This is a genomic window from Methanolobus halotolerans, assembly GCF_004745425.1.
Classification (GTDB): Archaea; Halobacteriota; Methanosarcinia; order Methanosarcinales; family Methanosarcinaceae; genus Methanolobus; species Methanolobus halotolerans.
Genome location: NZ_PGGK01000003.1, coordinates 83413 through 108582 on the forward strand (window position 1 = coordinate 83413; position 25170 = coordinate 108582).

19 protein-coding genes are annotated in these 25170 nt (G+C 37.9%); 9 read left to right on the top strand and 10 right to left on the bottom strand.

What is annotated here, in order from left to right; translation table 11 throughout:
• Position 1 precedes the first annotated feature (1 nt).
• Genes CUN85_RS03675 through CUN85_RS12925 form a run of 7 tightly spaced genes read left to right on the top strand, consistent with a single transcriptional unit; the run spans position 2 to position 5861 of the window.
• Positions 2-553, top strand: a complete 552-nt coding sequence (locus tag CUN85_RS03675; protein WP_135388981.1) for a V-type ATP synthase subunit E — start codon at positions 2-4, stop codon at positions 551-553.
• Between the two features lie 7 nt (positions 554-560).
• The gene (locus CUN85_RS03680; protein ID WP_135388982.1) at positions 561-1634 is read left to right on the top strand and encodes a V-type ATP synthase subunit C; all 1074 of its coding nucleotides are present in this window, start codon (positions 561-563) and stop codon (positions 1632-1634) included.
• Positions 1634-1933 carry a V-type ATP synthase subunit F gene (locus CUN85_RS03685; protein WP_135388983.1) on the top strand — a complete coding sequence of 100 codons (300 nt, stop codon included), beginning with the start codon at positions 1634-1636 and terminating at the stop codon, positions 1931-1933. The genes CUN85_RS03680 and CUN85_RS03685 overlap by 1 nt, the downstream gene beginning before the upstream one ends.
• Positions 1924-3660, top strand: coding sequence for an ATP synthase subunit A (locus CUN85_RS03690; RefSeq protein WP_135388984.1), 1737 nt, complete (start codon positions 1924-1926; stop codon positions 3658-3660). The genes CUN85_RS03685 and CUN85_RS03690 overlap by 10 nt, the downstream gene beginning before the upstream one ends.
• A gap of 1 nt (position 3661) precedes the next feature.
• A complete protein-coding gene (locus CUN85_RS03695) occupies positions 3662-5041 on the top strand; it encodes an ATP synthase subunit B (protein ID WP_135388985.1) in 1380 nt (459 codons plus the stop codon).
• A gap of 19 nt (positions 5042-5060) precedes the next feature.
• Complete coding sequence (locus CUN85_RS03700) at positions 5061-5678, top strand: V-type ATP synthase subunit D (RefSeq protein WP_135388986.1); 618 nt, start codon at positions 5061-5063, stop codon at positions 5676-5678.
• Positions 5679-5687: 9 nt separating this feature from the next.
• Positions 5688-5861: a hypothetical protein gene (locus tag CUN85_RS12925; RefSeq protein WP_167848774.1), complete on the top strand. Its 174-nt coding sequence runs from the start codon at positions 5688-5690 to the stop codon at positions 5859-5861.
• 615 nt (positions 5862-6476) lie between these two features.
• On the opposite strand, the gene CUN85_RS03705 is transcribed toward CUN85_RS12925, so the two are convergent.
• Positions 6477-8177, bottom strand: a complete 1701-nt coding sequence (locus CUN85_RS03705; RefSeq protein WP_167848775.1) for a PGF-pre-PGF domain-containing protein — start codon at positions 8175-8177, stop codon at positions 6477-6479.
• Between the two features lie 501 nt (positions 8178-8678).
• Positions 8679-11243 (bottom strand): LamG-like jellyroll fold domain-containing protein, encoded by a 2565-nt coding sequence (locus tag CUN85_RS03710; RefSeq protein WP_135388988.1) that lies wholly within the window; start codon positions 11241-11243, stop codon positions 8679-8681.
• Positions 11244-11569: 326 nt separating this feature from the next.
• Between CUN85_RS03710 and CUN85_RS03715 the strand changes: the two genes are divergently transcribed.
• Positions 11570-13999, top strand: a complete 2430-nt coding sequence (locus CUN85_RS03715; protein WP_135388989.1) for a glycosyltransferase family 39 protein — start codon at positions 11570-11572, stop codon at positions 13997-13999.
• On the opposite strand, the gene CUN85_RS03720 is transcribed toward CUN85_RS03715, so the two are convergent.
• The 8 genes from CUN85_RS03720 to CUN85_RS03755 are packed head-to-tail and all read right to left on the bottom strand — an operon-like array spanning position 13996 to position 22475.
• A complete protein-coding gene (locus tag CUN85_RS03720) occupies positions 13996-14943 on the bottom strand; it encodes a glycosyltransferase family 2 protein (protein WP_135388990.1) in 948 nt (315 codons plus the stop codon). The two genes, CUN85_RS03715 and CUN85_RS03720, sit on opposite strands and share 4 nt — an antisense overlap.
• Positions 14933-15877 (bottom strand): ATP-grasp domain-containing protein, encoded by a 945-nt coding sequence (locus tag CUN85_RS03725; protein ID WP_135388991.1) that lies wholly within the window; start codon positions 15875-15877, stop codon positions 14933-14935. The genes CUN85_RS03720 and CUN85_RS03725 overlap by 11 nt, the downstream gene beginning before the upstream one ends.
• A 1-nt stretch (position 15878) precedes the next feature.
• Positions 15879-17150, bottom strand: coding sequence for an oligosaccharide flippase family protein (locus tag CUN85_RS03730; protein ID WP_167848776.1), 1272 nt, complete (start codon positions 17148-17150; stop codon positions 15879-15881).
• Position 17151: 1 nt separating this feature from the next.
• Positions 17152-18156 (bottom strand): glycosyltransferase family 2 protein, encoded by a 1005-nt coding sequence (locus CUN85_RS03735; RefSeq protein WP_135388993.1) that lies wholly within the window; start codon positions 18154-18156, stop codon positions 17152-17154.
• Positions 18146-19270, bottom strand: a complete 1125-nt coding sequence (locus tag CUN85_RS03740; RefSeq protein ID WP_135388994.1) for a glycosyltransferase family 4 protein — start codon at positions 19268-19270, stop codon at positions 18146-18148. The genes CUN85_RS03735 and CUN85_RS03740 overlap by 11 nt, the downstream gene beginning before the upstream one ends.
• A gap of 33 nt (positions 19271-19303) precedes the next feature.
• The gene (locus CUN85_RS03745) at positions 19304-20473 is read right to left on the bottom strand and encodes a glycosyltransferase family 4 protein (protein ID WP_167848777.1); all 1170 of its coding nucleotides are present in this window, start codon (positions 20471-20473) and stop codon (positions 19304-19306) included.
• A gap of 8 nt (positions 20474-20481) precedes the next feature.
• Positions 20482-21417 carry a glycosyltransferase family 2 protein gene (locus CUN85_RS03750; RefSeq protein WP_135388996.1) on the bottom strand — a complete coding sequence of 312 codons (936 nt, stop codon included), beginning with the start codon at positions 21415-21417 and terminating at the stop codon, positions 20482-20484.
• Between the two features lie 5 nt (positions 21418-21422).
• Positions 21423-22475, bottom strand: a complete 1053-nt coding sequence (locus tag CUN85_RS03755; RefSeq protein WP_135388997.1) for a GDP-mannose 4,6-dehydratase — start codon at positions 22473-22475, stop codon at positions 21423-21425.
• A gap of 413 nt (positions 22476-22888) precedes the next feature.
• Here CUN85_RS03755 and CUN85_RS03760 point away from each other — a divergent pair, with 413 nt between their 5' ends.
• Complete coding sequence (locus CUN85_RS03760) at positions 22889-24535, top strand: glycosyltransferase family 39 protein (RefSeq protein ID WP_135388998.1); 1647 nt, start codon at positions 22889-22891, stop codon at positions 24533-24535.
• The last annotated feature ends 635 nt before the right edge of the window (positions 24536-25170 follow it).

Here is a 25170-nt window from a genome sequence, read left to right on the forward strand (position 1 = left end):
CATGGGACTTGAAACTGTTGTTAAAGATATCATGGATGCCGCACAGGCAGAAATTGCTCAGTTGAATCGTGAAGCCGAAGCAGAGGCAACTCTTATTCTAGACGAAGCCAAGCAGAACGCTAAGAAGATCATGGGTGAGCGCCTTGCAAAGGCAGAGGATGATATCAAAAAGATCAGGCAGCAAGAAATATCCAGTGCAAATCTTGAAGTGAAGCGCACACTGCTCAATGCACGCAAGGAAGTACTCGAAGAAGTATACACCCAGGCAGAAACATCCATAGGTGCATTTTCCCCTGAGAAGAACAAAGAGCTTCTCAAATCCTTAATAGAGAAGTATGAGGCATCTGGAAAGAGAATCTACTCTAATGCTGAATCTGAGAAGATTGTCAGGGAACTGAGTTCATTGGAGTATGCCGGTAACATTGAGTGTCTCGGTGGAGTTGTCATTGAGAACGAAGATGGGACTGTAAAACTGGACTATACATACGATGTAATCCTTAAAAGCGTGAACGAGCAGTTGTTGAGACAGACATCTGATACTTTATTCGGGTGATTTCTAAATGCAGCTGTTGCAGAAATTTAAGCGTGGAAATTCCAGGTCACGATTCACAGGTCACTCTAACTACGCGTACACAACTGCACGTGTCCGTGCAATGAAGAGTAAGATCCTGCCAAATGAGACTTATCCCCGACTCATGAACATGGGTATCTATGAGATCGCGAGATTCATAGGCGAATCCGAGTATAAGGAAGATGTCGATGAGCTTGCGAGGCAGTATGAAGGTGCAGATCTTATTGAGCATGCGCTGAACAGGAATCTTGCTGTGACCTTCACTAAGTTGATCAAGATATCCGAAGGTGAGTTGAACTACCTTATCTCAGAAAATCTCAAGCAGTACGATGTCTGGAACATAAAGACGATCCTCCGGGGTAAATATTGCAAAGCTTCTACGGAAGATATCCTGGAAGCCATTGTTGCAGCTGGTAGCCTGAGCTACACGTTCCTTTCGGAACTCGCAACAAAAAGCAACTATGAAGAAGTGGTCTCAGAACTTGAGAACACGGAATATTATGCAATACTCAGGAATTACAACGGCACGAATCTTTCAGAGATCGAGAACCAGCTTGATAAAATGTACTATGCAGGACTTTTTGCCACAACCGGCAGTTCAAAGTCAAAGGACCGCAAGTTATTTGCCAGGTTCATAAGGATAGGCATTGATATAAAGAACCTTACAACTCTCTTCCGTCTGAAGAAGGCCGGGATCACTGATCCGGATATGATGGACCTGATGGTTGAAGGTGGCCTCAAGCTGAAAATCAGCGATATAGAAAGGATGTTACCACTCTCTTTTGAGGATTTCATCGCAGAGCTCAGTAAGTATACATACTGGGAAGAGATCTCCGATGTAGTAAGTCCTGATATGGTATCTTTGATAGATGTCGAATCAAGGCTGAAAAAACACAGACTTAAATCTGCAGCAAGCTTTTCAAATGTTTATCCACTCTCAATAGTACCAATTATGGACTACATGCTAAGCAAGCAGAATGAGGTAAGCAACCTGCGGATAATAATACGTGGAAAGGCCGCCAACCTCAGTGATGAACTTATCAGGGAACAGTTGGTGATTTGATGGAATTGGCAGTAGTCGGACAAGGTGAGTTTGTAACAGGATTCAGGCTTGCTGGTATAAAAAAGATATATGATGTTGTCGATGACGAACTTGAACCTACTGTACTAAAAATACTTGAGGATCGGGAAGTCGGTATTCTGATTATGCATGGTGATGATCTTAATAAACTACCGGAAATTTTGAGAAACACTATCAATGAATCTGTAGAACCAACTGTTGTGACTCTCGGAGGTAGTGGTCAAAGTTCGAACTTAAGGGAAAAAATAAAACAATCAGTAGGTGTTGATCTGTGGAAATGAAAGGTGAAGTTTATCGAGTGGCCGGACCTGTAGTCACAATTACAGGTATCAAACCAAAAATGTATGATGTGGTACATGTAGGTCACGAAGGATTAATGGGCGAAGTTATCAGGATCGAAGGTGCAAAAGCCACTGTTCAGGTATACGAGGATACATCCGGAATAAAACCCGGTGAACCTGTAATGAACACTGGAATGTCCCTTTCAGTTGAACTTGGCCCTGGTTTATTAGAAAGTATTTATGATGGTATCCAGAGACCTCTGAAAGTGCTCCAGGAAAAAATGGGAGACTTTATAGAAAGAGGTGTAACCGCAAACGGCCTTGACCGTGAGAAAGTATGGGAGTTCAAGCCAACAGTATCCGGTGGCGACTCCGTAAAGGGCGGCGAAACTATCGGTATAGTACAGGAAACAGAGAACATCGAGCACAAGATCATGGTGCCTCCGAACGTTTCCGGTACAGTGGACGAGATCAGGTCAGGTAAGTTCAAAGTAGATGAAACCGTGTGTATCCTTACAGACGGCACAGAAATTTCCCTGATGCAGAAATGGCCTGTAAGAAAGCCACGTCCTGTAAGCAGCAAGTTCATTCCAAGAAGACCTCTTATCACAGGTCAGAGAATCCTTGATGGCCTCTTCCCTGTTGCAAAGGGCGGTACTGCAGCTATCCCGGGACCATTCGGTTCAGGAAAGACAGTTACCCAGCAGCAGCTTGCAAAATGGAGTGACACTGACATTGTAGTTTATATTGGATGTGGAGAACGTGGGAACGAGATGGCAGATGTGCTCAACGAGTTCCCTGAGCTCCAGGACCCAAAGACCGGCCGTCCACTCATGGAACGTACAGTCCTTATCGCAAACACATCCAACATGCCTGTAGCTGCCCGTGAGGCATCTGTTTACACAGGTATCACAATAGCAGAATACTATCGTGACATGGGATACGACGTATCACTTATGGCAGACTCGTCATCCAGATGGGCAGAAGCAATGAGGGAAATCTCCTCAAGGCTTGAAGAAATGCCTGGTGAAGAAGGTTATCCTGCTTACCTGTCCGCAAGACTCTCTGAGTTCTACGAGCGTGCAGGGGCTGTGAAATCACTTTCCGGCGAGGAAGGTTCTATCACGGTCATAGGCGCGGTATCACCACCTGGCGGTGACTTCTCAGAGCCTGTCACACAGAACACACTGCGTATTGTAAAAGTGTTCTGGGCACTTGATGCGAAACTTGCACAGAGAAGGCACTTCCCATCCATCAACTGGCTTACAAGTTACAGTCTGTACACCCAAGGCCTTTCTGACTGGTTCGCAGAGAATGTCGCACCTGACTGGGTACCTCTCAGGGACAATGCAATGGATCTTCTCCAGCAGGAATCCGAACTTCAGGAGATCGTACAGCTCGTCGGTTCCGATGCACTTCCGGAAGACCAGCAGCTTATCCTCGAGATATGCCGTATGATCAGGGAATATTTCCTGCAGCAGAATGCGTTCCACCCTGTTGACACATACTGTCCTTTCGACAAGCAGTACAAGTTATTGAAAGCAATCTCCAAGTACAGCGATATGGCACAGGCAGCACTTGAATCCGGCATCCCGATGAAGGATATCCTGGCCCTCGAATCAAAGGACGAGCTTGCCAAGGTCAAGTTCGAAGAGGAGTTCGATAGCGCACTGAATGTTGTCCTGGATAAGATGGACAAGGAATTTGCAGCACTTGGAGGCAATTAAAATGACCAAGGAATACAAGACGATCATAGAAATCTCAGGACCACTGGTATTTCTCGAGAAGACCGAACCTGTAGGATATGGTGAACTTGTTCACATCAATCTCCCGGACGGCACCTCAAAGAGAGGCCAGGTCCTCGATACCTCAGCTGATATCGTAGCAGTCCAGGTGTTCGAAGGTACAGGCGGACTGAATGAGGAAGCCGGTGTAGTGTTCGCCGGAGAGACCATCAAACTTCCCGTAGCAAGGGATATGCTCGGCCGTATCCTTTCCGGTTCAGGAGAACCACTCGACGGAGGACCCCGCATTGTTCCTGAAGACAGGGTAGATGTCAATGGTGCGTCAATGAACCCATATTCAAGGAAGCCGCCAGAGGATTTCATCCAGACAGGAATATCCACGATCGACGGAACAAACACCCTTGTGCGTGGACAGAAGCTTCCTATCTTCTCAGGATCAGGTCTCCCGCATAACGAGATCGCATTGCAGATCGCACGTCAGGCAAAAGTTCCCGGCTCCACTGAGGATTTCGCAGTAGTATTCGCTGCAATGGGTATCACAAACGAAGAAGCCCAGTATTTCATGGAGGACTTCGAGAAGACCGGTGCTCTTGAAAGAGCAGTGGTTTTCCTAAACCTTGCAGACGACCCTGCTGTAGAGCGTATCATCACCCCGAGGATGGCACTGACCGCTGCAGAGTACCTTGCATATGAACATGACATGCATGTACTCGTTATCCTTACTGACATCACGAACTACTGTGAAGCGCTCCGTCAGATGGGTGCTGCCCGTGAAGAGGTTCCGGGAAGGCGTGGTTATCCGGGTTACATGTACACTGACCTTGCATCGCTCTATGAGCGTGCAGGTGTAATCAAGGGAAGGAAGGGTTCAGTTACCCAGTTCTCAATCCTTACCATGCCCGGTGACGATATCACCCACCCGATCCCTGACCTGTCAGGATATATCACAGAAGGCCAGATCGTGGTTTCCAGGGAACTTCACAGGAAGGGTATCTATCCGCCTATCAATGTGCTTCCATCCCTTTCCCGCCTGATGAACTCAGGTATCGGTGATGGGAAGACCAGGGACGACCACAAGGCAGTATCTGACCAGATGTATGCCGGATATGCGGAAGGTCGTGACCTGAGAGGTCTTGTGGCTATTGTAGGTAAAGAGGCTCTGTCCGAGAGGGACCAGAGGATCCTTGAGTTTGCGGACCTCTTCGAGGACAGGTTCGTCCGTCAGGGAAGAGATGAGGACAGGTCAATCGAGGAAACTCTTTCAGTTGCCTGGGAGATCCTCTCCGAGATACCGGAATCCCTGCTCACAAGGATCGATAACAAGTATATCAACAAGTACCATCCTGCTCACAAGAGCAACTGAGCTTAGAAGGTGATCCAACATGGGCGTAAAAGATGTCAAACCAACCCGTTCCGAACTGATCGAACTTAAGAAGAAGATCAAGCTCTCCCAGAGTGGGCATAAACTGCTCAAAATGAAGAGAGATGGTCTTATCCTTGAGTTCTTCGAGATCCTCGGCAAGGCCAAGGATGTCAGGACCGAGCTGGATGCCGCCTATGAAGATGCTTCCCGGAAGATTGGTATTGCAAATGCTGTTGACGGTACTATTACCGTCAAATCCACAGCTTTTGCACTTCAGAACAAGCCACAGATCGAGCTGGAAAGCCGTAACATCATGGGTGTGGTCGTTCCTAAGATCGAGTCATCCAGTGTCAAGAAAAATATAAATGAGAGAGGTTATGGTATTCTTGGTACCAGTGCATATACTGATGAAGCAGCGGATGCTTACGAGCTTCTTGTCGAGAAGATAATCCTTGCGGCAGAGATCGAGACTACGATGAAAAAGCTTCTTGATGATATCGAGAAGACAAAAAGACGTGTCAACGCTCTCGAGTTCAAGGTCATACCGGAACTTCAGGAATCAATGACCTTCATTAGGCTCCGTCTCGAAGAGATGGAAAGGGAAAACACCTTCAGACTTAAAAGGATCAAAGGATAATACCTGTTCATGCATAATGGTCCGGAAGATCGACCCAACCTGGTCGATCGCTTTTTTATTAAACTCACCCAGCCTGTAAACCTTGCAAGGATACTCAGGTGGGCATGGCTCATTTCCCTATTCATGCTTGTATTGGGATACGTTATAATCTATACGAGAATAGCACATTTACTGCCGTTCTGATCCCGTATCAGTTATTTTTTTCTCAATATCTTATTTCCACAGCCAAAGGTAAGGAACAGGGACCTGTAGGAAACCTGTTTTCAGCTTCATTTTTTTATAAACCTTTAAAACGGGTTAAAAACCTAATGTGTTACTTGCTACGGAAAAAGCAAAAAGGATGACTCGCGTTTTGTTCAGGATCGAATATCCGGGAATGTCATTAAATCTTCAATTTGATGGCGGATCAACGGCCCTGTAGGAAACCTGTGAAAATGTTATCATCAAGGCAAAACTAGTGGCTTCGTTCAATAGTCTGCAGTACATTTTAATTCTATTGAATTTTATCGCCGCCTGAATAACGATGACTTTTACAGAGCAAGATTAACAAATACTTAAAGCCTGTTGATACAGCGCTAACTACGGCAGGAAACTCACATCTCACATTTACTGTTGCAAGCATCCCGGCTCTGTAGAACCTGTTAAAATAAGTCTGAATAATCTAACCTGACAAATCTCTTCAATATCCGGTAGTACATTAGAACTTACTTTGGATTTAATCCGCATTGCAAAAATCACTAGGAAAGTAGTCAAAAAATATAAAGATTAATTCAAAAAAAACTAAAAGTGGAGAGAGATTTACCTCTCTCCTTTTCTCTTGTACCGGCTGGACATGAATACAACCGCTGCCATACTGAAGACCAGAGTCAAGGCTTCGAAACCTGGTAGCCCTTTACTGCCTGATTCCCTGGTTTCGTTACCTAACTCTACTGCACTATCATCATCTTCATCACCCTCACTTAACACGATTGTGGAATCTTCATTCACAGCCACAATTGCAAAAGGTGAGAATCCCGGAGTCTGACTTTCAAAGTACACGTACTCCTCATCAGCATCGGTCTGCGAGGTTGACAGTTCGTTCCAGTTGCTGTCTGTATACCTGTATAGCTTTATTTCTTTGGCATCAATATTATTATCTTCGAGCCATGATCTTTCAACTTTGAAACTGATCAGGAAATCTTTTGCGACATCAGACCCGATCTGCCCTGGTTTTCCCACCCAGATATTCATTTGCCGGTAGATCTTTCCCGGAGCGTCGGAATCTGCATATGAAGACCTGTCCTGAAGGACTTCGATACTTGCAGCCACTCTTCCGGAGTTTGTCAGTGCGAAGAACTGAACAGACTTAATGGGGTTTTCAGTTTCTCCAAACTCATACATGATTTTGGAATCCTTATAGATATAAGCGTTCTGTACTTCTTTTACAAGAATGTTTTTATATCCCTCTCCGGAAACACTGCCACCACCAGATGAACCGCCGCCACCGGACCTTACAGGATCATCCTTTTCCTCTTCTGCTGCCTGAGCGGTACCTACTATTGCAAAATTACTGAAGTGTTCCAGATTTGCAATAAGGTAGTTTTCAGCTGTGTTTCTTTCGATTACGGTCTGAGATTCCCATTGGCCGGTTGAAGTATTATAGTATTTAACTCCCAGTTTACTCTCATCAAGACCTGAGATATGCGCGTCATCGTAATCAAATCTTACCTGGATGTACGGATCGAATGTTGCCCCTGCAGGCCCAAGTTCTACAACTTTCCCAACTACCGATTCTGAGCTTGATAATGCCAGGGTCATTGTAGAATTAGCAGATGTAGTTCCTATTGACATGCTGGTGTTCAGGGCATTTCCGCCTGAGTCAAGTGCAATGGTGCCGTTTGGTACTGTAAGGTTCACATTACCTTCAGCAGAGACTACATTAAAGGTAGTGTTGACTTTTCCATCAGATTCGACGAATTTAGAGATATCAGCTTCCTTGCCTGAAACTGTAAAGCTTGTTTCCAGAGATTCAAAACTTGGTTTGACATCATTACCAGTATTCAGCATTACCTGCGCATCATATACTCCGGTATCAAAACTGGATGTGTTGATCGTGACATTATACTCGTAGACAAGTGTGTCACCGCCTGCTCCATTATTAGCAGCATAACCGTATCCATAGCCAAAAGAATAGCCATAGCCATAGCCATAGCCATACATATCATCCATTGCTCTTCCGTCCCCGGATCCGTATTCGGAAGGAGAAGGTGTTGCTATCGGATCAATACTGATACCTGTGCTGTTTGAAAGAATCGTTCCGTCTGGTGTAAATGAAACATTTCTAACAGGAGAGCCTTCTTTAGACAATAACAATGAAAAATTATCCATCGGAACGTATTTGTCGGTACCTGCAATGTTTGCTGTTACTACAAATGTTATTTCTTCTCCCTGCGTGGGCTTGTTATTGTCAACAGAGACCTCCATCCGTACTGCATTGGCAGGTCCGGATAGAATTAACATCAGCACAATTGTAACTGTTATTGCAATGCTTGCATATTTCGTTTTAAATAATTTACTTCCATCCATAAGTATCATTACCTTTCGGGGATTTGAATTATTATTTGGTGAATAGATTAAGAATACTGCCGTATATTATTATTTAATTATTATTTATACATTCGCATTGTGTTACTCATTTACACTATATAATCTTGTTTGTGTATAACCAATCTTGTTTTGATTTATGTATAAATTATTTTATCTGCATATAAGAATAACTACAATCAAAACAAATTATAGATTAGAATAAGGACTCATTTTCCTGCAAAATCCCAGAGAACAATTCTTATTCATATACCTGAGTTTTGCAGATAGACACAAAAACATAGTTACCCTTTCTGTAACCTTGACCTGGACAGGGGCCATGACGCTGCTATTAACATACTCATACCGGGCCGCCTATAGCACACAAAGCTTAGATGCCCGCCACTTTCGTGGCGGGAGTAGTCGCCGAATCAGATTTTATTCCCTCTCGGTGTTTTCTTCGAGTTGTTGTTTTTCTTTATTCATTTTCCCAAAGTATTTTTTTCTAATGGCAAATGTACCCAAAGGAACCAGTAGTAATGCCATCAAATAACTATTGTTGGGAGGATCATAGATGCCATCCTCTCCGGCTATCTTTGCCACGACACTGTTTTCTGCTTCCCTGAATTCTACAGTCACAAAGTACCTTTCGTCGCCTTGATAGAATTCCTCGTAAGGTACCTCGATCGTTCTTGCAGTGCCAGATATTGTATATGATCCCTCATAAAAAGTATTGGATCCCAATGAATTAACTATTCCTATTGATATCTGCGCATTATCCTGCCATGATTCTCCCTTGATTCCGGGACCTTTCAGTGCCATGTGCAGATCAATGCCAGATTCTGTCTCTTTCACATACAAGGGAATACCACTGACAGGAGGATTTACCGGAGGCTCGATCTTAACTGTACTGGTTGAACTCTCGACGCCATAATCTGTGGAAATCACAGCCCTCAGTTCGTTCTCACCGGCCGTCTCTGAGTTAAGTTCAAAACTGTAATCCAATGTTTCACCAGGGGCCAGGTCCTTCGAAAGCTTACGATTGTCGACCTTAACTTCTCCGAGATATAAGTCGAGAGACCCATCACCCTCTGCAAGGTACGTTTTTAACCCGCTGTTGATTACTGTCACTGTGACAGTTGAAGGTGCGTATGCCCGTATCTCGGAGTAATCCAGCGATTTGACCTTGAGTACCGGAACGTTTGCTTTCTCATTCGCGACCCATACATCCGATAGGTTCAGCCTTTCATCGCTAATGTTGTCGACGTTCAGTCTCAACACAGGAACACCCGAGACATTCTTCAGGAACAGGGTCTGTCCAACAGAGATATTTGCAAGCTTATATCTCTGTGTCTGCTCCCCATCAACGAGTGCCAGGTTAAGGTAAGGAGTATCGGAGTACTGTATCTGAAAACCGTTCCCGACAGGTGAACTCATGCCTTTCTCAAGCGACATGTTACTCTGGTATGAGGAAACTCCAGACAGGCCAAGGGGCTTGGACATGAGTTCCTTTATCTCCTGCGGGGTCAGGGCTCGGTCATAGATGCGGATATCATCAATAGTACCTTTAAAGTTTTGTTTTGCTTTTCCATATCTACCTATTTCAAAATCAAGCTCATTTTGTATTGAACCAGCTAAATCATTGCCCAATACACTTCGAGATGTAAATTCGTTTCCATTTTTATATAATTTTAAACCATTTTCATCCAATGAACCATCATAAGTTAACGTATAGAGATTCCAATCCAAATCAGAAAATGCATCAATAAAATTGACTCTCAATTTTGAATCCGGGTTTTGTTGTAATATTATATCTAAATTATTATTTTTAGCTTTTCTAAACATTAATCCATCATATGGAGAATCTGGTCTAGCTTGTTGAATTATGGTTTCTTGTTCCTCTGAATTCAGCTTATCAGCCTTTATCCATAAACTTATGGTGAATTGCTGATTATAGTCTACGTAATTTCTGTTTCCGAGTGTGACGTAATTATCTATTCCATCAAACTCAAGAGCATAGTTTTCCATACCTCCTGTCCATTTTGCACCATGAATTGATCCGTGATTGTTCTCTCCACTGTAGTCGTAAGTTTCAAGACCATTGTTCTCATCAAAGAGCAGATATAATAAAATTCCTTTTTCGTCAATTGAGTGGATTGTAGGGAGGAAGGATGCGGCTCTTCCTGCCAATAACTGGCTCAATCGGACCTCCGAGTGATTGGAGCTTACAAAGACCTCATCCACCAAAAAAACCAGATATTTGTCATCCTGTTTCTTGAACTCTATAAGCTCATTAGGCATTAGTACTCCTGAGTCTATATCCTTCCCTGAAGATGATACCTGAATTAGTGCTTTACTGTCCACTGCTTCTGAAAGTCTTAAATCATAAGAGCCGATTGTCAGGGTCATGTTTTTGCTTATCGTTTTTTCGTTTTGATAATACTCTGCGTTTTCTACAGAAGGATTGATAATTCTCAGTTCATCAAAATAGGATTTTGCGTTTCCCATATCTTTATCGTCGACATATCCAGCTTCCAATCTCATACAAAGAAGAGTTATGTCCTCGGGAACAGTAATAAATACATGCTGTTTATCCGACGATGGATAAAATGTTTTAAGGGTTATCCATCTTTTCCTTTTATTATCATAGCCCTTTACCTGCACTTTTGTTTCTAATGCATTGTTACTCTCTACCCAGGTCGTAACAAGAAAAGTTTCATCTTCTTCAACTTTGATGCTTTCGCTTTCCATAACACCTTTAGTCGGAGAAGTATATCTGTCGGTCTCAAGCATTAAAGCATAGTTCCCTTCTTCACCACCGACCTGCACAATATCCCAGTCACTGTTTGGAGCTGTCCACTTTGCAGGTTTTCCACTTTCCCATTGTTCAAACCCGTAGTTTGGAACAAGTTCCTCTCCTAAGTGACTTGCTGAAGCAAGAGAAGTAGAGAGAATGACAGTGACTAGTAGTGATAACAATAAATATCGGATGGATTTTGACATTTTAAGGCCTCAGCCGTGTTTTTTTAATATATGAGGATGCTTTTGGATGTTTACTTTTGTCTTTGCTTTTACTACTTGAAAAGTAATAATCTCTTACATGCTGATGTTATTTATTTACTTCATGAACCAAGTTTATAATATTTTGCATGATTATTGTGTTTGGTCAGCAGAGTTCAATTATTACTTTCTTGAATGAAGTTTTTTGTATAGACAACTGAATATTTTCTGTAAATTTATCCGTTATCTCTTGTAATATAACAAATGCTTTATATAGTTTTATCCTTATAACAACTCTCTGTCCAACATATGCGTGATGGGAATCAATCATGAAGTCATTTGCTGAAAAACATAGAAGTATCTTATTAGAAATAACAGCCAATTTGTTTGCTATAGGTGTTATCTTATTACTTCTGCAGTATTTGACAAGTGTAATTGTAAGTGTCTGGATTGATATTCAAATATTGGCTATTCTTACATTTGCATTCGGATTCATATGGTTTTTGATATTTACACAGAAAGATGAGAATCGACTTAAAGCAAAAATAGAACCTTACTTCAAAAAGCTATTGTTTTTAGGACTTCTACTTATTACTGTTGGAAGTTTATCTTTTAATTTTGTCGAAAGTAATCCGTTTTTGAATTTAGTTGTATCTTTTATATCTTCGATTAACCTGTATCTCGTGCTAACTACAACATTCTTTGGTTTTTCGACTTATTATTTAAACAGAGATAGAATTGAGTCAGAGATTGAACGGGAAAAGGAATATGAAGAACAAATTGTTCTCATGAGAGAAAAAGAATTCAATAGAAAGTTTCTTTTTTTAAGTAAATTTAATTTGGACTATGGCATCTATAATTGTTGGAACAGGAAAGATTATTTTACCTTGATAATGAGGTTATTATTTATTCCTTTTATCGGGGCTGGGAAATTACTTTATAATGGTGCAAAATGGATTTATAGGGAAGGTCCTATTGCCATTCTGATTTTGATAGTTATATTGGTAATATTCACTGCAGTCAAGGCTCCATATTTTGATGTTTCCTTTACAGGAGAGCATACCATGAAGTATAATACATATGTAGAGCCTGCAAAATATATGTATGAAAACAATAATCCATTTATTAATCAAATGAAATATAATGTATATCCAGTAACTAATCCGGAAGGTTCATACAATACATTTGGCCATCTTCCTTTGTTAGAGTGGGGGCTTGCAGCAACTTATACTCTAATGCCTTTTAATTCTCTTGAAGAAAATACCAGACAGTTCACCCACCTCATTGGAATTCTGACTCTTATTTTTGCTTATGGCTTTTTTAGAAACTGGTGTTCTAAAGAACAGTCATTAATAATTTCATTTTTATTAGCAATAAATCCTATAATAGCTTTCACTACTTTTGTTACTGTTCAAGATAGCTTATTAGTATTGTTTACGTTTATTACATTACACTACGTATGTAAATATATTAAAGAAGATCAGATTGCACACTTGTTTTTTGCAGGATTGTATTTTGGAATTGGGGTAGCTTCCAAATATTCGATTATTTTATGGCTAGTACCTATTGTTACACTCTTACTAATTTTTAATAAAAAAGCGGATCTTAGTTATTTAATAAAAAGTTTAGGGATTTTTGGTTTTCTTGGAATGTTGCCTGCTGTTGCATTCAGGACTTCGTTGAGATATTTGCCTACAGATGCTTTATCGTCTCTAATTTATTTTATGCTTTGGATATTAATATTTATTCTTGCATATACTTTCATAATCAAAAAAGAAAATATTATAGATAAAGTAGTAAAGAATGCTACTAAAAATAAAGTGCTTTTTATTGGATATATTATTTTAGCAATTCTTTTAGGAATAATGTTTTTGTATGTTACAAAAGCTTACACCCTGAATAATGAATTCCTAACAGATTCAACACTATTTTTTAATTTAGATATGTATTACCATATGCTTGATGAACAATTTAAACAATATATGACTGAAAATGTTTACTATTTAGGTTTGATAGGATTTGTTTTTGCTTTGTTTTTTGGGTCAAAAAAACAAAGAGTGGTATTATTATCTTTTTTCGCTGGTGCATTCTTTTATTGGGTTTTGGCTTCAAAAGTAATGTTTTTCCATAATTATTATACAAATATAATTATGATTACTTTCTGTTTAAGCATTGGAATTATGATCTATCAAATTGGCAAATCTTACAATAATAAGTTTTCATTCTTCATTTTAATGCTATTAATTGGTTTATTGGTTGTACCTGCATCATATGACGCTAATACTGATAGATTAAGCAAAGAAAGAATAGACCAAGAGACTCTAATTCAAGCTGCACAATATTTGACTGAAAACACTAATGAGAATGAAATTTATATCGATGATAGTTACTTATTGACATTAACCATTCTAACCGGCAGACCAAGAATTGAAGAATCTGGATTAATCCATGATCAAATAAGAGAATCCATTAAAGAAATCGGTTTTTCTGAAACGATGAACAAATATAATATTTCATATGTTATAACAACACGAAAGACTCCGAGATATGAGAGGTATGTAAATATATTTACCAATGAAAAATTTGAATCAGTATCATATCGACGAACAGATATTATTCTATCAAAATTGGATCCGAGTTACCAATATTTTTCAGATATCGATAGGAGAAAGAAGTTAATTGAAGAATATAAAATTAAAGATAAATTCATATTGGAAAAAGAAATAGGACCATATAAAATATTTAAATTTGCAGGTTAATTAAACAGGATATTTCTCATAGCATTAATAAAATTTTTTCCTGTAAAAGATAACAAATAATAAATTAATAATTCATTATCAAATCCATATAGCCAAAAAAATTTTTTGCAAAGTTCTCTTACTTCTCCAAATTCATTCAATTTAAACTTTACTTCAATTTCAGACTTCAATACAAACTCATTTGTTGAGTTTTTTACATCAATTGACAGTATTTTATTTGGATCAAATTTTGCATATTCGTCCTTCCCATATTTCAGCCTCTTGTGATAAAATTCATTTGCTGTTAATGCAAAATAATTCTGTTTTGATTTTTTAGACCAGGAAATTGCATCTGGATTGATTCTATATTTAATAAGAGGTTCAAAAATGTTTGCTATTTTTTTGTTGTTGGATAATAAAATCAAATAGAAATCGTAGTCTTGTGCATAGACAAACTTTTCTCTATACATAAATCCTTCATTCCTAAACATTATTGTAGGATGAGATAAGCAATTTTGAACCGAAAGCTTTTTTTTAATATCTTTCACCTCAGTTGAAGGTTTTATTTTTGTCCTTATTGATCCATTTTCATCAATAGTATATGCACCAGAACCGACTAAAAACACATCTCGGTTTTGTTCTAAAAAATCATACTGAATTCTTAGTCTTTCTGGCAGAGCAATATCATCTGAATCTATTCTGGCAATATATTTCCCTTTTGCTTCTTTTAGTCCTAGATTCAATGACTTGGTTAATCCTAAATTTGCCTTATTATCAATTAAAAAAATTCTATCATCTTGCTTGGCATGTTCATCGATAATATGTAATGAATTATCAGTAGAGCAATCATTAATAATAAGAAATTCAAATTCTTCAAATGTCTGATCTAGAATACTCTGAATAGATTCACTCAAATACTTCTCAGAATTATATGAAGCCATTATTACTGATATTTCAGGAGTCATTTTTTATAATTTTAATAATTTCATTAGCAATTTCTTTATCAACATTTATCGGACCATTAATTTTGTTATATATTCTATTCTTCAGTTCATAATGAAAATTACACTTTAATGCTGTTGTTAGGCCAAAATGTAGAGTTTGAAATTCCCCAAGAACCGGTCCTTCTTTAGTTTCAAATACATCCAAAGAACAGCAAGGAACTTTCAGTTCCTCCTTAACTTCAGAAGCAAAATTAAGAATGTTTTCTGGAACTTCTTTAAATTGAAACTTTCCACTACCGCTTGCTCTAAAATCATTTTTTCTATTTAATCGATATAACCCTGCTATTTTATTTCCAAATATTAGTATTTTCCAATCACCTTCTAAATTTTGTATATATTCTTGCACTACAATTTTTCCAAGTCCTTTAGTTCCATGATACCGTTCTTTTAAGTTTTGAAACAAAAACAATTTGAATTTAATCCTACTTTTAATTAATTTTACACCTTTTGATCCCCAGCCATCTGAAGTTTTGACAACTAAAGGAAGTTTCTTTTCATTTAAATATCTTATTCCTTCTTCATAATTTGAAATTACCCTGCTATTTACACAATTAAAATTCCTATTGTTTAGGAAAATTGTTTGGAATGACTTATTTTCATGAGCAATAAAATGTTCAATTCCAGGAATTAACATTATACCTTGGCTTTGTATATTTATTAAGTGATCAAGTATAAATTCCTTGTATTTTGGCTTTTGTGAACTTGCATAAAACACAAAATTAAAGTCATTAACAATATGAGGCTCTTTATTAAGAGCTTCATATGTCTTAACATCTGATTCAATATTTTGTTTTTCAAGCTCATTTCTGATTATATTTATATCGATACTTTCTTTATCAGTAATTCTTTGAGGAATTATATTTTCATAATTTGTTAAAAATAATAAATTTTTCACTTCATATCCCCTGCATTAATTTGTTTAATTTTAAATTGTATAATATGATAAAAGATATAATTGCAAAACTAAAACAAATGATGGTGCTATAAACAACTCCTATAAAACCATAGTAACCTATGAATATTATATCAAAAAAGAGATTTGCTATGCCTGCCGGAATCATTGTCCACAAAGAAAAATGCGCATTTCCTGTTGCGATAGTATGTGCTTGGCCAACAATTGTACCTACAATTCTCAAGGGTAAAATGAGTAAAAGTAAGTTAAAAATGTAAATTGTTTCTCTTATAAAATACTCTTTGAAGAAGAATTCTATAATATAGGGCATAATAAAATAAAGAGATATTGATAAAAAAACTCCTAAATAAAATGAATAAAACATGTGTCGTTTAAATTTATTTTTTACAATAGAATATTGCTTTTTTGAATAATATTCTGTTATTGTTGGTGCAAGCACATTTGCAATAATCAATGTTGGTAATTTAATCAATTCAAAAATTTTATTCACTATCTCATAATATCCAATCTCCTCAATATGTCCATATTGACCCAATATTATAAGATCAACTTTAGTATATAAAAAATATGCAACTGATGTAAATCCAATAACTAATGAATACTTAAAAATGGATTTCAACACTTGTTTATCAAATCGAACATTAATTTTTCCATACTTCAAAAATAATGCCACTACTAATACCAAATAAAATAAGCTTTGGGAAATCAAAGCCCCTGTTAAGCCATAATTCTTAACCAAAAGGTAAACAAAGAAAATAGAGATAAAACCGATAAACAAAGAGATTATTGCTAATTCCCTGAATCTTTTCAATCCCCTGAAGATTCCATCATATAAGGAACTGATTGGTGCTAAAAATAGCATGGGTAAAACATACAGCACATAAACATATTTTTCATTAAGGAAGTAACTACCAAAAACTATAGTTAGCATCGTTAAAATAGTACCCAAAGCAAGAATAATTATTAGAGAATTAAATAAGATTAGTTTTAACTTATTTGAATCTGTAGCATTATATTCAGCAACATATTTTGATGTTGCAGTTGAGATGCCAAAATCACCAAAAATAATTAAAAGAAAGATAACTGCCAGAATGTAATTATAAATTCCAAATTCATAAGGTGTAAGAAGTTTTGCACATAGAAGGAATATAAAGAAAGTTATTCCCTGTTTACCAAATATTTGCAAAGCTCTCCACGTAAAATTGTGGATTGTTTCTCTATGACCCAAATACTTTTTTTTGAGTAGTCTTGTCATCTTAATCAAATTGGGGTAATTCGATTCTAAGAAAAACTGTGTCATTGACAAGTCTCTTAGACTGTATGTTTTTTCTTTGTTCAAGAGTGTATTTGATGTCTCTTATAAAAATGCACATAGAAACCAGAAAGCTATAAAACAATAAAGGATCAAACCTATTAATAGCTTGTTTCAGTGTTTTTACTGTTGTTTTTAAAGTATATAGTGGAAACATCCACAAAATCGTTTTTAATTGAAAGTTCTTTATTATGGGTTTTCCCTTTCCTGAAAAATAATACTTGTATTTAAATCTAAATTTTTTGTTATCTACTCTTCTCTCTATACCTAAGTGGATTAAATAATCTTTATTGTATAGATAGTTCTTAAAGCCTAATACTCTTGCACGCGTACTTATATCATCATCATCTAAATTGAATTTTTGGCTTTCATCTAGTCCCCCTAAACAATTCCAGTTTGATTTGGCAAAAAACATGTTTCCACCAAATGCAATTACAGTTTCAATTGTATTTCCATGTTTCATGATTTGATCAATATCTATTTTTTTATTCTCTTTAATGCCAAACAGCCCGTAATAACCGCCATACTGCTTCGAAACTATAGGTATGCTAAACCTATCTGCTTCATCAACTAAGAGAACATTTATAAAACAAGGATTTTCAGCTTTATCATAAAATCTAATCAGGTCTTGAAGAATGAGTTTGTTTCTAATCAGTATATCTTCATCTAAACAAAAAATGAATTTACCTTCTGCGCTTTTTACACCAATGTTTTTTCCTTTAGAATATCCGAGGTTTTGACCATTTTCAATTAGCTTGACTCGATTGTGTTTTTTAATATAGTCAACACTTCCATCTATCGAACCATTGTCAACGATAACACACTCGTAATTGGGGTAGTCTAATTCCAAAATTGGTGGTAAAGTTTTTTTGAGGTACACTAATCCGTTGTAGTTAAGTATAACAATACTGACTAAAGGAAACTTATCTAGAGTTTTATCATTTGCCATTGTTTACCCCTGCATATACATTTAATGTTTCCTCTGCACACTTTTCCCAAGAAAATTTTTTACAGTTTTCCATTCCTTTTTCAATAAGTTCTTTTCTCAGACGACTATCCAAAACCAATGTATATATCGCGCTGGTAATTTCTTCCATGTTAGTGGGGTCAACTAGTATAGCTCCATTTCCTGCTACTTCTGGCATGCTACTTAGATTAGAAGTGATTACGGGACATCCGCATGCCTGTGCCTCTAGAATAGGAAGACCGAATCCTTCATAGATAGAAGGGTATACAAAAAGATCAGCAAGGTTGTACAGAGCAGGAAGTTCTTCATCAGGAACATAACCCAGCAGATGCACATTATTTGAAAGATTATTGGTTGCTATCAGATGATTTACTTCTTTACTATAACTTTCATTGTCAACCTTACCGACAATCACTAAATGAACAGGGATACTCGATTTTTCCTTAACAGCATTAAAGGCGGTAATTAAGTTCAAATAGTTTTTTCGTGGGTGAATAGTACTAACGGCCAATACTACAATTGAACTTTCGGGCAAGTTAAGTCCATACTTTGCAAGATAAACGCTTCTATTTTTTTCAACTGTAGGAATTATCTTGAATTCCTCACTAATCCCATGGTATATAACTGAAATTTTGTCCTTGTCAATATTTAATGTTTTTATTAGATCATTTTTTGTAGTATTAGATACAGATATAATCTTATCCGCTTTTTTAATGTTAAATTTAATTATATTCCAATACATTTGAGCCTTCAAAGGCAACATAGAGGGGAAAATCAAAGGCGTAATATCATGCACTGTTATCACAGTTTTTGTATTAGAATAATTATAATATGGAGCTACATTTTTCAATCCATGAAAAACATCTATGCCTTCTTTTTTCATGTAAGGTATTATGCTCAAATTCTCCCAAATCACTCTTAAAAATTCATTTTGCGGGAATGGGTTTATTGGAGTATAGTTTTGGACTTTATCTCCTCCAAATAAAGCTATCTCTATTTCTTTGTGCTCCTTCATTATTTCTTGTATTAAGTTATATGCATAAGTACGGGATCCACCCTTGACCATCAATGTTCTTGAATCAAAACCTATTTTCATGTTTTCAATCCGCGAGTATTATATTGGATAAATTTACATCTTAACTTTAAGATAAATATCTTCACACTTTTGAACGAGATTAGGCCATGTGAATTTTTCTACTTCTTCTAAAGCATTCTTCGCCAATTCATCATGTAACTCAATGTTCTCTATTAATTCACGTATTCCACCTGCAAAACCTTCGACATCTTCATTTTCGACAATGTATCCGGTTTTACGATGTTCTAGTATCTTCGCAGAACCTTTGAATGAAACAATCGGTATTCCAGCAGCCATATAGTTAGTTAATTTCTGAGGGATGCCCGATGCTTCTGTACGAGGACTGACTGCTACATCAGCAATTGAAAGAAGCGAAGGTATTTCGTTAAATGGTTTTTCATCTGTAAAAATCACGGACTCCGATATTTTTTTATCATCACACAGTTTGCTATATTTTTCAATAGAACCACCACCTATTATGACGAGCTTTGCGGAAGGCACTTTTCTTAATAAAATATCCATAGAATTGATAAGATGTTCGAGTCCTTGGTAGGGTGTTATTGTCCCTGTATACATTACAAGAGGTTCTTTTTCAGATAAACCAAGTGATTCTTTTATTTTCATTTTATCTTCGGAGTTGGTTTTATTTCTAAAATGCTCTAGGTTTGTACCCGTAGGAACAACCCATATTTTAGCCTGCGGATATCCAAATGAAGACAATATTTCGCCAAGTTCTGCAGACACAGCCACAATTGCATTTGCTCTATAGACAAACATTTTTTCAAAGAAAAGCGTAACTTTTTTTCCGAAGCTTTCATTTGCAAATACACCAAATATTTCAAGTTCGTTTGTGACGTGAACATGAGCATCATAAATGAGAGGAATCCTCAACATTTTTGCAGCTATAATTGATGAAACTAAACCTTCAATGTGGTGTGCATGAATGATTTCGATATTTTCCTTTCTAGCAACTTGGACTATTTTCATAGCTAATAAAAAATCCAAAAATGGTTTTTTGAAACTTGGTCCAGGTTCCATTTTATCATAATTAAAAAATGGTTTAATCCTGTGAATATTGAGACTGTTATTCATACCTATACTTGAATCATTTATGTGGTATGAAACAACATGAACCTGATGATTTCGTAAACTCAAAGCTTCTGCCATGCGTAAAATTCTACTGGGAGTACCTCTATTTGCAGGGAAAGGGCAGGCTGCAACCATCAATATTCTCATCCGAAGGTTCCCTCAATGAGATAGTTTTTCCGTCCGTTCTGACCATAGTAGATCTTGATCATTACATCTGCAAGAATACCGATGGTGAAAAACTGTATGCCTATAATTATGGCTAGAATGCTGGCAGTAAATAATGGCCTGTTGGCAAGTCCTGTTCCGAAAAACAGCCTCATGAAGATAAGATACACCGTCACTATCCCTCCCAGCATACCCAGTGTCATGCCTATGCCCCCAAAAATATGTATGGGGCGAAGGGAATATTTCTGCCAGAACGTAATAACGATCAAATCAAGAAAACCTTTAATAAGTCTCTTGCAGTTATACTTCGTTTTTCCGTGAAGTCTTTCCCGGTGGTTTGTTTTTATCTCGCCTATCCTGTAACCTTTCCATGAAAGCATTGCGGGGATGTAGCGGTGAAGTTCTCCGTAGAGCTCAAGGTCCCTGGTGCATTCTTTTTTATAAATTCGAAATGTGGATCCTGAATCGTGTATCTGTTCGCTTGTGAGCTTGTTTCTAAGAAAATTGGCGAACTTTGAGAACAGTTTTTTAGATCCCGCGTCTTTTCTGTTGAAGCGCCAGCCGCAGACCACATCATAGTCTTCTGTGTCGATCTTATCTATCATGGCGGGGATGTCGTGAGGATCGTTCTGCAGGTCGGCATCAAGGGTGATTATGAATTCTCCCCCGGCATTGTCAAAACCCGCCTTCAGGGCTGCACTCTGGCCAAAATTGCGCCTGAACTTGATGATCTTCAGCCTTTCTTCTTTTTTGGCCAGGTCTGCCATAATATCGTAAGTGGAGTCAGTGGATCCGTCATCAACAAAAATTATCTCAAAGTCCTTGTTTAGCCGGTCAATGGATTCACTGATCTCTTCATACAGAGGCAGAACATTCTCTTCTTCATTATAGAACGGGACTACAATAGATATCAATTTACTTACCCCTGCACCATCTCATAAGACTCTTCTTTTCTTCCAGCATCGTCGGCCGATTGTACTGCATCCGTTGTTTGGTTCTGAACAAATGTACTATTGTGGACAGTAGCAGATTCACTTATGTACCACTCTACAAACCTTCTAATTCCTTCTTCGATCTTTACCTGCGGGTTGTACCCTATCAGGGATCTTGCCTTGGAGATGTCTGCATAGGTGATGGGCACATCACCAGGCTGGTCCGGCAATTGCCTGATCCTTGCCTTTTTACCCAGACTCTCCTCTATCACTTTGATAAGATAGCGCAGTTCCACAACTTCGGAATTACCCAGATTAATGATCTCGTATCCTTCTTTGATCTCCGCGGAATGAATAATCCCCTCCACGATATCATCTATATACGTATAATCTCTCCTGGAGGTTCCATTGCCATACATCTCGATCTCCTGGCCTTCATCTATAAGCCGGGTAAATTTATGTGTTGCCATCTCCGGCCTCTGTCTGGGCCCGTAAACTGTAAAAAAGCGCAGGCATACTACAGGCAGGTCATACAGATGATGATATGTATAGCAGAATGTCTCGCATGCTTTCTTGGATGCCGCATAGGGTGAAATCGACCAGTCGACACAATCCTCCTCACTGAAAGGAACCTTCTCATTGGCGCCGTAGACCGAAGATGAGGATGCGAAAACCAGATTATCGATATCGTACTTTCTGCCAAGTTCCAGCAGGTTCAGGGTTCCCTTGATATTTACATCCTCATACAGTACAGGGTCATCTATGGATGGTCTGACTCCTGCTTTTGCTGCCAGATGGATAACTGTGTCGATGCGGTTGTCCTTAAAAATGCCATTCATCTCTTTGATATTCCGGATATCGGCATCATACAGCACAAAATTATTCATATTTAAATTGTGTTCTATATTCCTGTATTTAATGGAGGGATCATAATAGGGATCAAAATTGTCCACCCCTATAACTTTTTCATTCATAGAAATAAGTTTGTCCAGCACATGAGAACCTATGAATCCCGCACAGCCTGTAAGTAAAACTGTCATCTAATTCCACCTTTTTACTTTGTTTTTCCTGATTTTTCTTTAAATGTAAGGATGTTTCATAAATATTGAGCAGACTGGGTTAAAGGCCGAAAAGATATTTTTTCATAACCATCACTTTATCACTAACCTTTATTTATTGACAAGACCCTCACAATTTATTTAAGTATATCTATATTTATTTGCGTACCATCCATTATATAACTTTTCAACTATTCAACAGTTACCATCTATTCTAATCACTATTTTATTTATATAAAATTATATATTACTTAAGTGTATCCATTCAAACAATTCCTGTTTTGCATTTGCCTGAATATGAGGCATAAAATGAGTGATGACTCGTTTCTGGTTGATACTGTACTGGATAATTGATATTATTTTGGCATAAATTTACTGATTACAATGTAATTCAGTTGAACCAACTTAAAGCCAACACATTAATATTGAATATGCCAGATATAGCATTCGTTTTAGAACTTCTGAATATAAAATTTTATTATTTGGCCACTATGAAATACAGATCGCAATTTATTAAAGAAAATATTTTAATTATATTGATAGTGGTACTTGGTTCTTCCTTAAGATTATATAATCTTGGTAATGAATCTTTCTGGTTTGATGAGACGATAAGTTCTATTGCAGCAATTGCTCTGTCTGAAAACGGATCCCCGGTCTTTTCCTCAGGTCTGTACTATGGTCGTGCAATACTCAACACTTTTCTGATTGCACTTTCATTTGGCGTTTTCGGAGTTAGTGAGTTTGCAGGCAGGTTTCCGAGTGTGATCTTCGGGATCCTGACAGTAATACTCGCATATCATATTGGCTCTGTGTGGGGAAATAAAAGAATAGGCGTAATAGCAGCATTTTTGGTCGCCTTTTCTGTATGGGAGATTGCATGGTCAAGGCAGGCAAGGATGTACCAGCAACTACAGTTTTTTTATCTTCTGTCCCTATATCTGTTTTACGAGTACATTAGTCACAGGGAGAAAAAGCACCTGTACTTGTTGATAGCTTCGTTTGCAGCAACGATTCTATCTCATGTGTTCGGCTATACTTTGATCGTAGTTTTTTTGGTTTTTTTAGCTGTTTCTGCCATGAAACAGAAACGTTCTATTGATATACACGAGAAGAGAGTTGCATTATACATAATTCTGATATTCCTGTTTCTACTTGGAATGGCTTACCAGAAGGGTGTGATTTCGCAGATTCTCCATACACAGGTAAATTATTACGACGAGTACATCTATTTCCTCAAAAAGAGCCTTGGTTTTTCTTTGTTCTTAGCCATTCCCGGAGTGACAGTATTGATGAACAGGGATTGGAGCAAAGGTCTTCTACTCACACTATCTGTTGTTATTCCCTTTTATCTGATTTTTTTCCACGTCCTGCTCTTCGGGATTCGTTATTTGTACTTTGTAATACCTATCGTGTTCATTTTTGCAGCCTTTTTCCTGGATTTCATGATCGAATATATATTCCATACAGCATGCCGGAAATCAGATTTTTCTGGTGCCGGGGCCGGTGAAGGGAAAAAGACTTTTTCATCTCTGAAGGCTTCGGTAAAACCTCTAGTATACTCAGTGACATTAATTGCATTGATCGTTTTTATGCATCTCTCACCTGCCTTCACGTTCATGCCAAAGAATGATTACGACCTGGGTCCCAATGCACCACGTTCAGATTTCAGGACAGCTTATTCTTACGTAAACAGTCATATGCAGCCGGAAGATGTTATTGTCTCTACCTGGACTGCTCCGGCCCAATTCTATCTCGGAAAAAATGATTATTGGCTTACCTTCAATGTTGATGGAACCGGCTTTGAATCCTTCACAATAAAAAATGGTTCGAGAGATAAGTACGCAAATTCCATAGTCCTTAAAAATACGGGAATGCTGGAAAATGTTACTCAAAACCACACAAGAGGATGGATTGTCACAGACAACCTTGCATGGCACAAGCTATCCCCACAGTCAAAGGATTTTATAGAGACTGGAACTCAACAGGAACTGGAATATTCAAACATCAGAGTTTATATGTGGGATAATACAAATACATCCTAGGATGGTTTTGAAAGTCTGGTATGAATTGGCCCTAAAAAAAATTATTCCTACTGCCTACTGATATTTAACTCCATAAAAAATCTGTGTTCATTTGTTATCAACGCCAAGAAAAAGAAATACAAAGAAGGTCAACTCTGCTTCCCCGCAACTTTTCATTATCTCCCAGAAACCGGGGATCCTTGACTGAAAACCCTGTTTCACTCATAAGACCGAGTATTTCTAATTAGCACCCAATACATGGATTACAGGATTAACACAGATTCATGCAAAAACTGGAAACTAAAATCAGCAATAAGCTAAATCCGCGTAAGTCTCGCGTTAAGTGGTGCCTGAGAAATGGTCAGGATACTGATTCGGGATTAATACGCATTTTGCGACTTTGCGTTATTCTAATAAGTTGAAGACTGCACTTGATCATGTCTTGTACATAGCCTTTATTTGTCCACTTTGTTTGTACATAACCAGTCCTGAACACAGAATGATCCTGCAATATATAGACACCCATATTTTATCACGTTGGAGTAAGAAGACCACCGTTTTCAAACTCGCATTAAATCTAAGATTTAATGGGAGTTCCATTTCTATGAAATGGAACAGGTGGATGAATTATGTCTATTCTCCAAAACAACTATTTT

What these genes read in the sequence shown, in the direction of transcription:
- CUN85_RS03680 (WP_135388982.1), top strand. Translation starts at nt 561, where the DNA reads ATGCAGCTGTTGCAGAAATTTAAGCGTGGAAATTCCAGGTCACGATTC.
- CUN85_RS03740 (WP_135388994.1), bottom strand. Translation starts at nt 19,270, where the DNA reads ATGAAAATAGGTTTTGATTCAAGAACATTGATGGTCAAGGGTGGATCC.
- CUN85_RS03755 (WP_135388997.1), bottom strand. Translation starts at nt 22,475, where the DNA reads ATGACAGTTTTACTTACAGGCTGTGCGGGATTCATAGGTTCTCATGTG.
- CUN85_RS03715 (WP_135388989.1), top strand. Translation starts at nt 11,570, where the DNA reads ATGAAGTCATTTGCTGAAAAACATAGAAGTATCTTATTAGAAATAACA.
- CUN85_RS03685 (WP_135388983.1), top strand. Translation starts at nt 1,634, where the DNA reads ATGGAATTGGCAGTAGTCGGACAAGGTGAGTTTGTAACAGGATTCAGG.
- CUN85_RS03735 (WP_135388993.1), bottom strand. Translation starts at nt 18,156, where the DNA reads ATGGCAAATGATAAAACTCTAGATAAGTTTCCTTTAGTCAGTATTGTT.
- CUN85_RS03720 (WP_135388990.1), bottom strand. Translation starts at nt 14,943, where the DNA reads ATGACTCCTGAAATATCAGTAATAATGGCTTCATATAATTCTGAGAAG.
- CUN85_RS03745 (WP_167848777.1), bottom strand. Translation starts at nt 20,473, where the DNA reads ATGGTTGCAGCCTGCCCTTTCCCTGCAAATAGAGGTACTCCCAGTAGA.
- CUN85_RS03710 (WP_135388988.1), bottom strand. Translation starts at nt 11,243, where the DNA reads ATGTCAAAATCCATCCGATATTTATTGTTATCACTACTAGTCACTGTC.
- CUN85_RS12925 (WP_167848774.1), top strand. Translation starts at nt 5,688, where the DNA reads ATGCATAATGGTCCGGAAGATCGACCCAACCTGGTCGATCGCTTTTTT.
- CUN85_RS03700 (WP_135388986.1), top strand. Translation starts at nt 5,061, where the DNA reads ATGGGCGTAAAAGATGTCAAACCAACCCGTTCCGAACTGATCGAACTT.
- CUN85_RS03675 (WP_135388981.1), top strand. Translation starts at nt 2, where the DNA reads ATGGGACTTGAAACTGTTGTTAAAGATATCATGGATGCCGCACAGGCA.
- CUN85_RS03705 (WP_167848775.1), bottom strand. Translation starts at nt 8,177, where the DNA reads ATGTTAATTCTATCCGGACCTGCCAATGCAGTACGGATGGAGGTCTCT.
- CUN85_RS03730 (WP_167848776.1), bottom strand. Translation starts at nt 17,150, where the DNA reads ATGACAAGACTACTCAAAAAAAAGTATTTGGGTCATAGAGAAACAATC.
- CUN85_RS03695 (WP_135388985.1), top strand. Translation starts at nt 3,662, where the DNA reads ATGACCAAGGAATACAAGACGATCATAGAAATCTCAGGACCACTGGTA.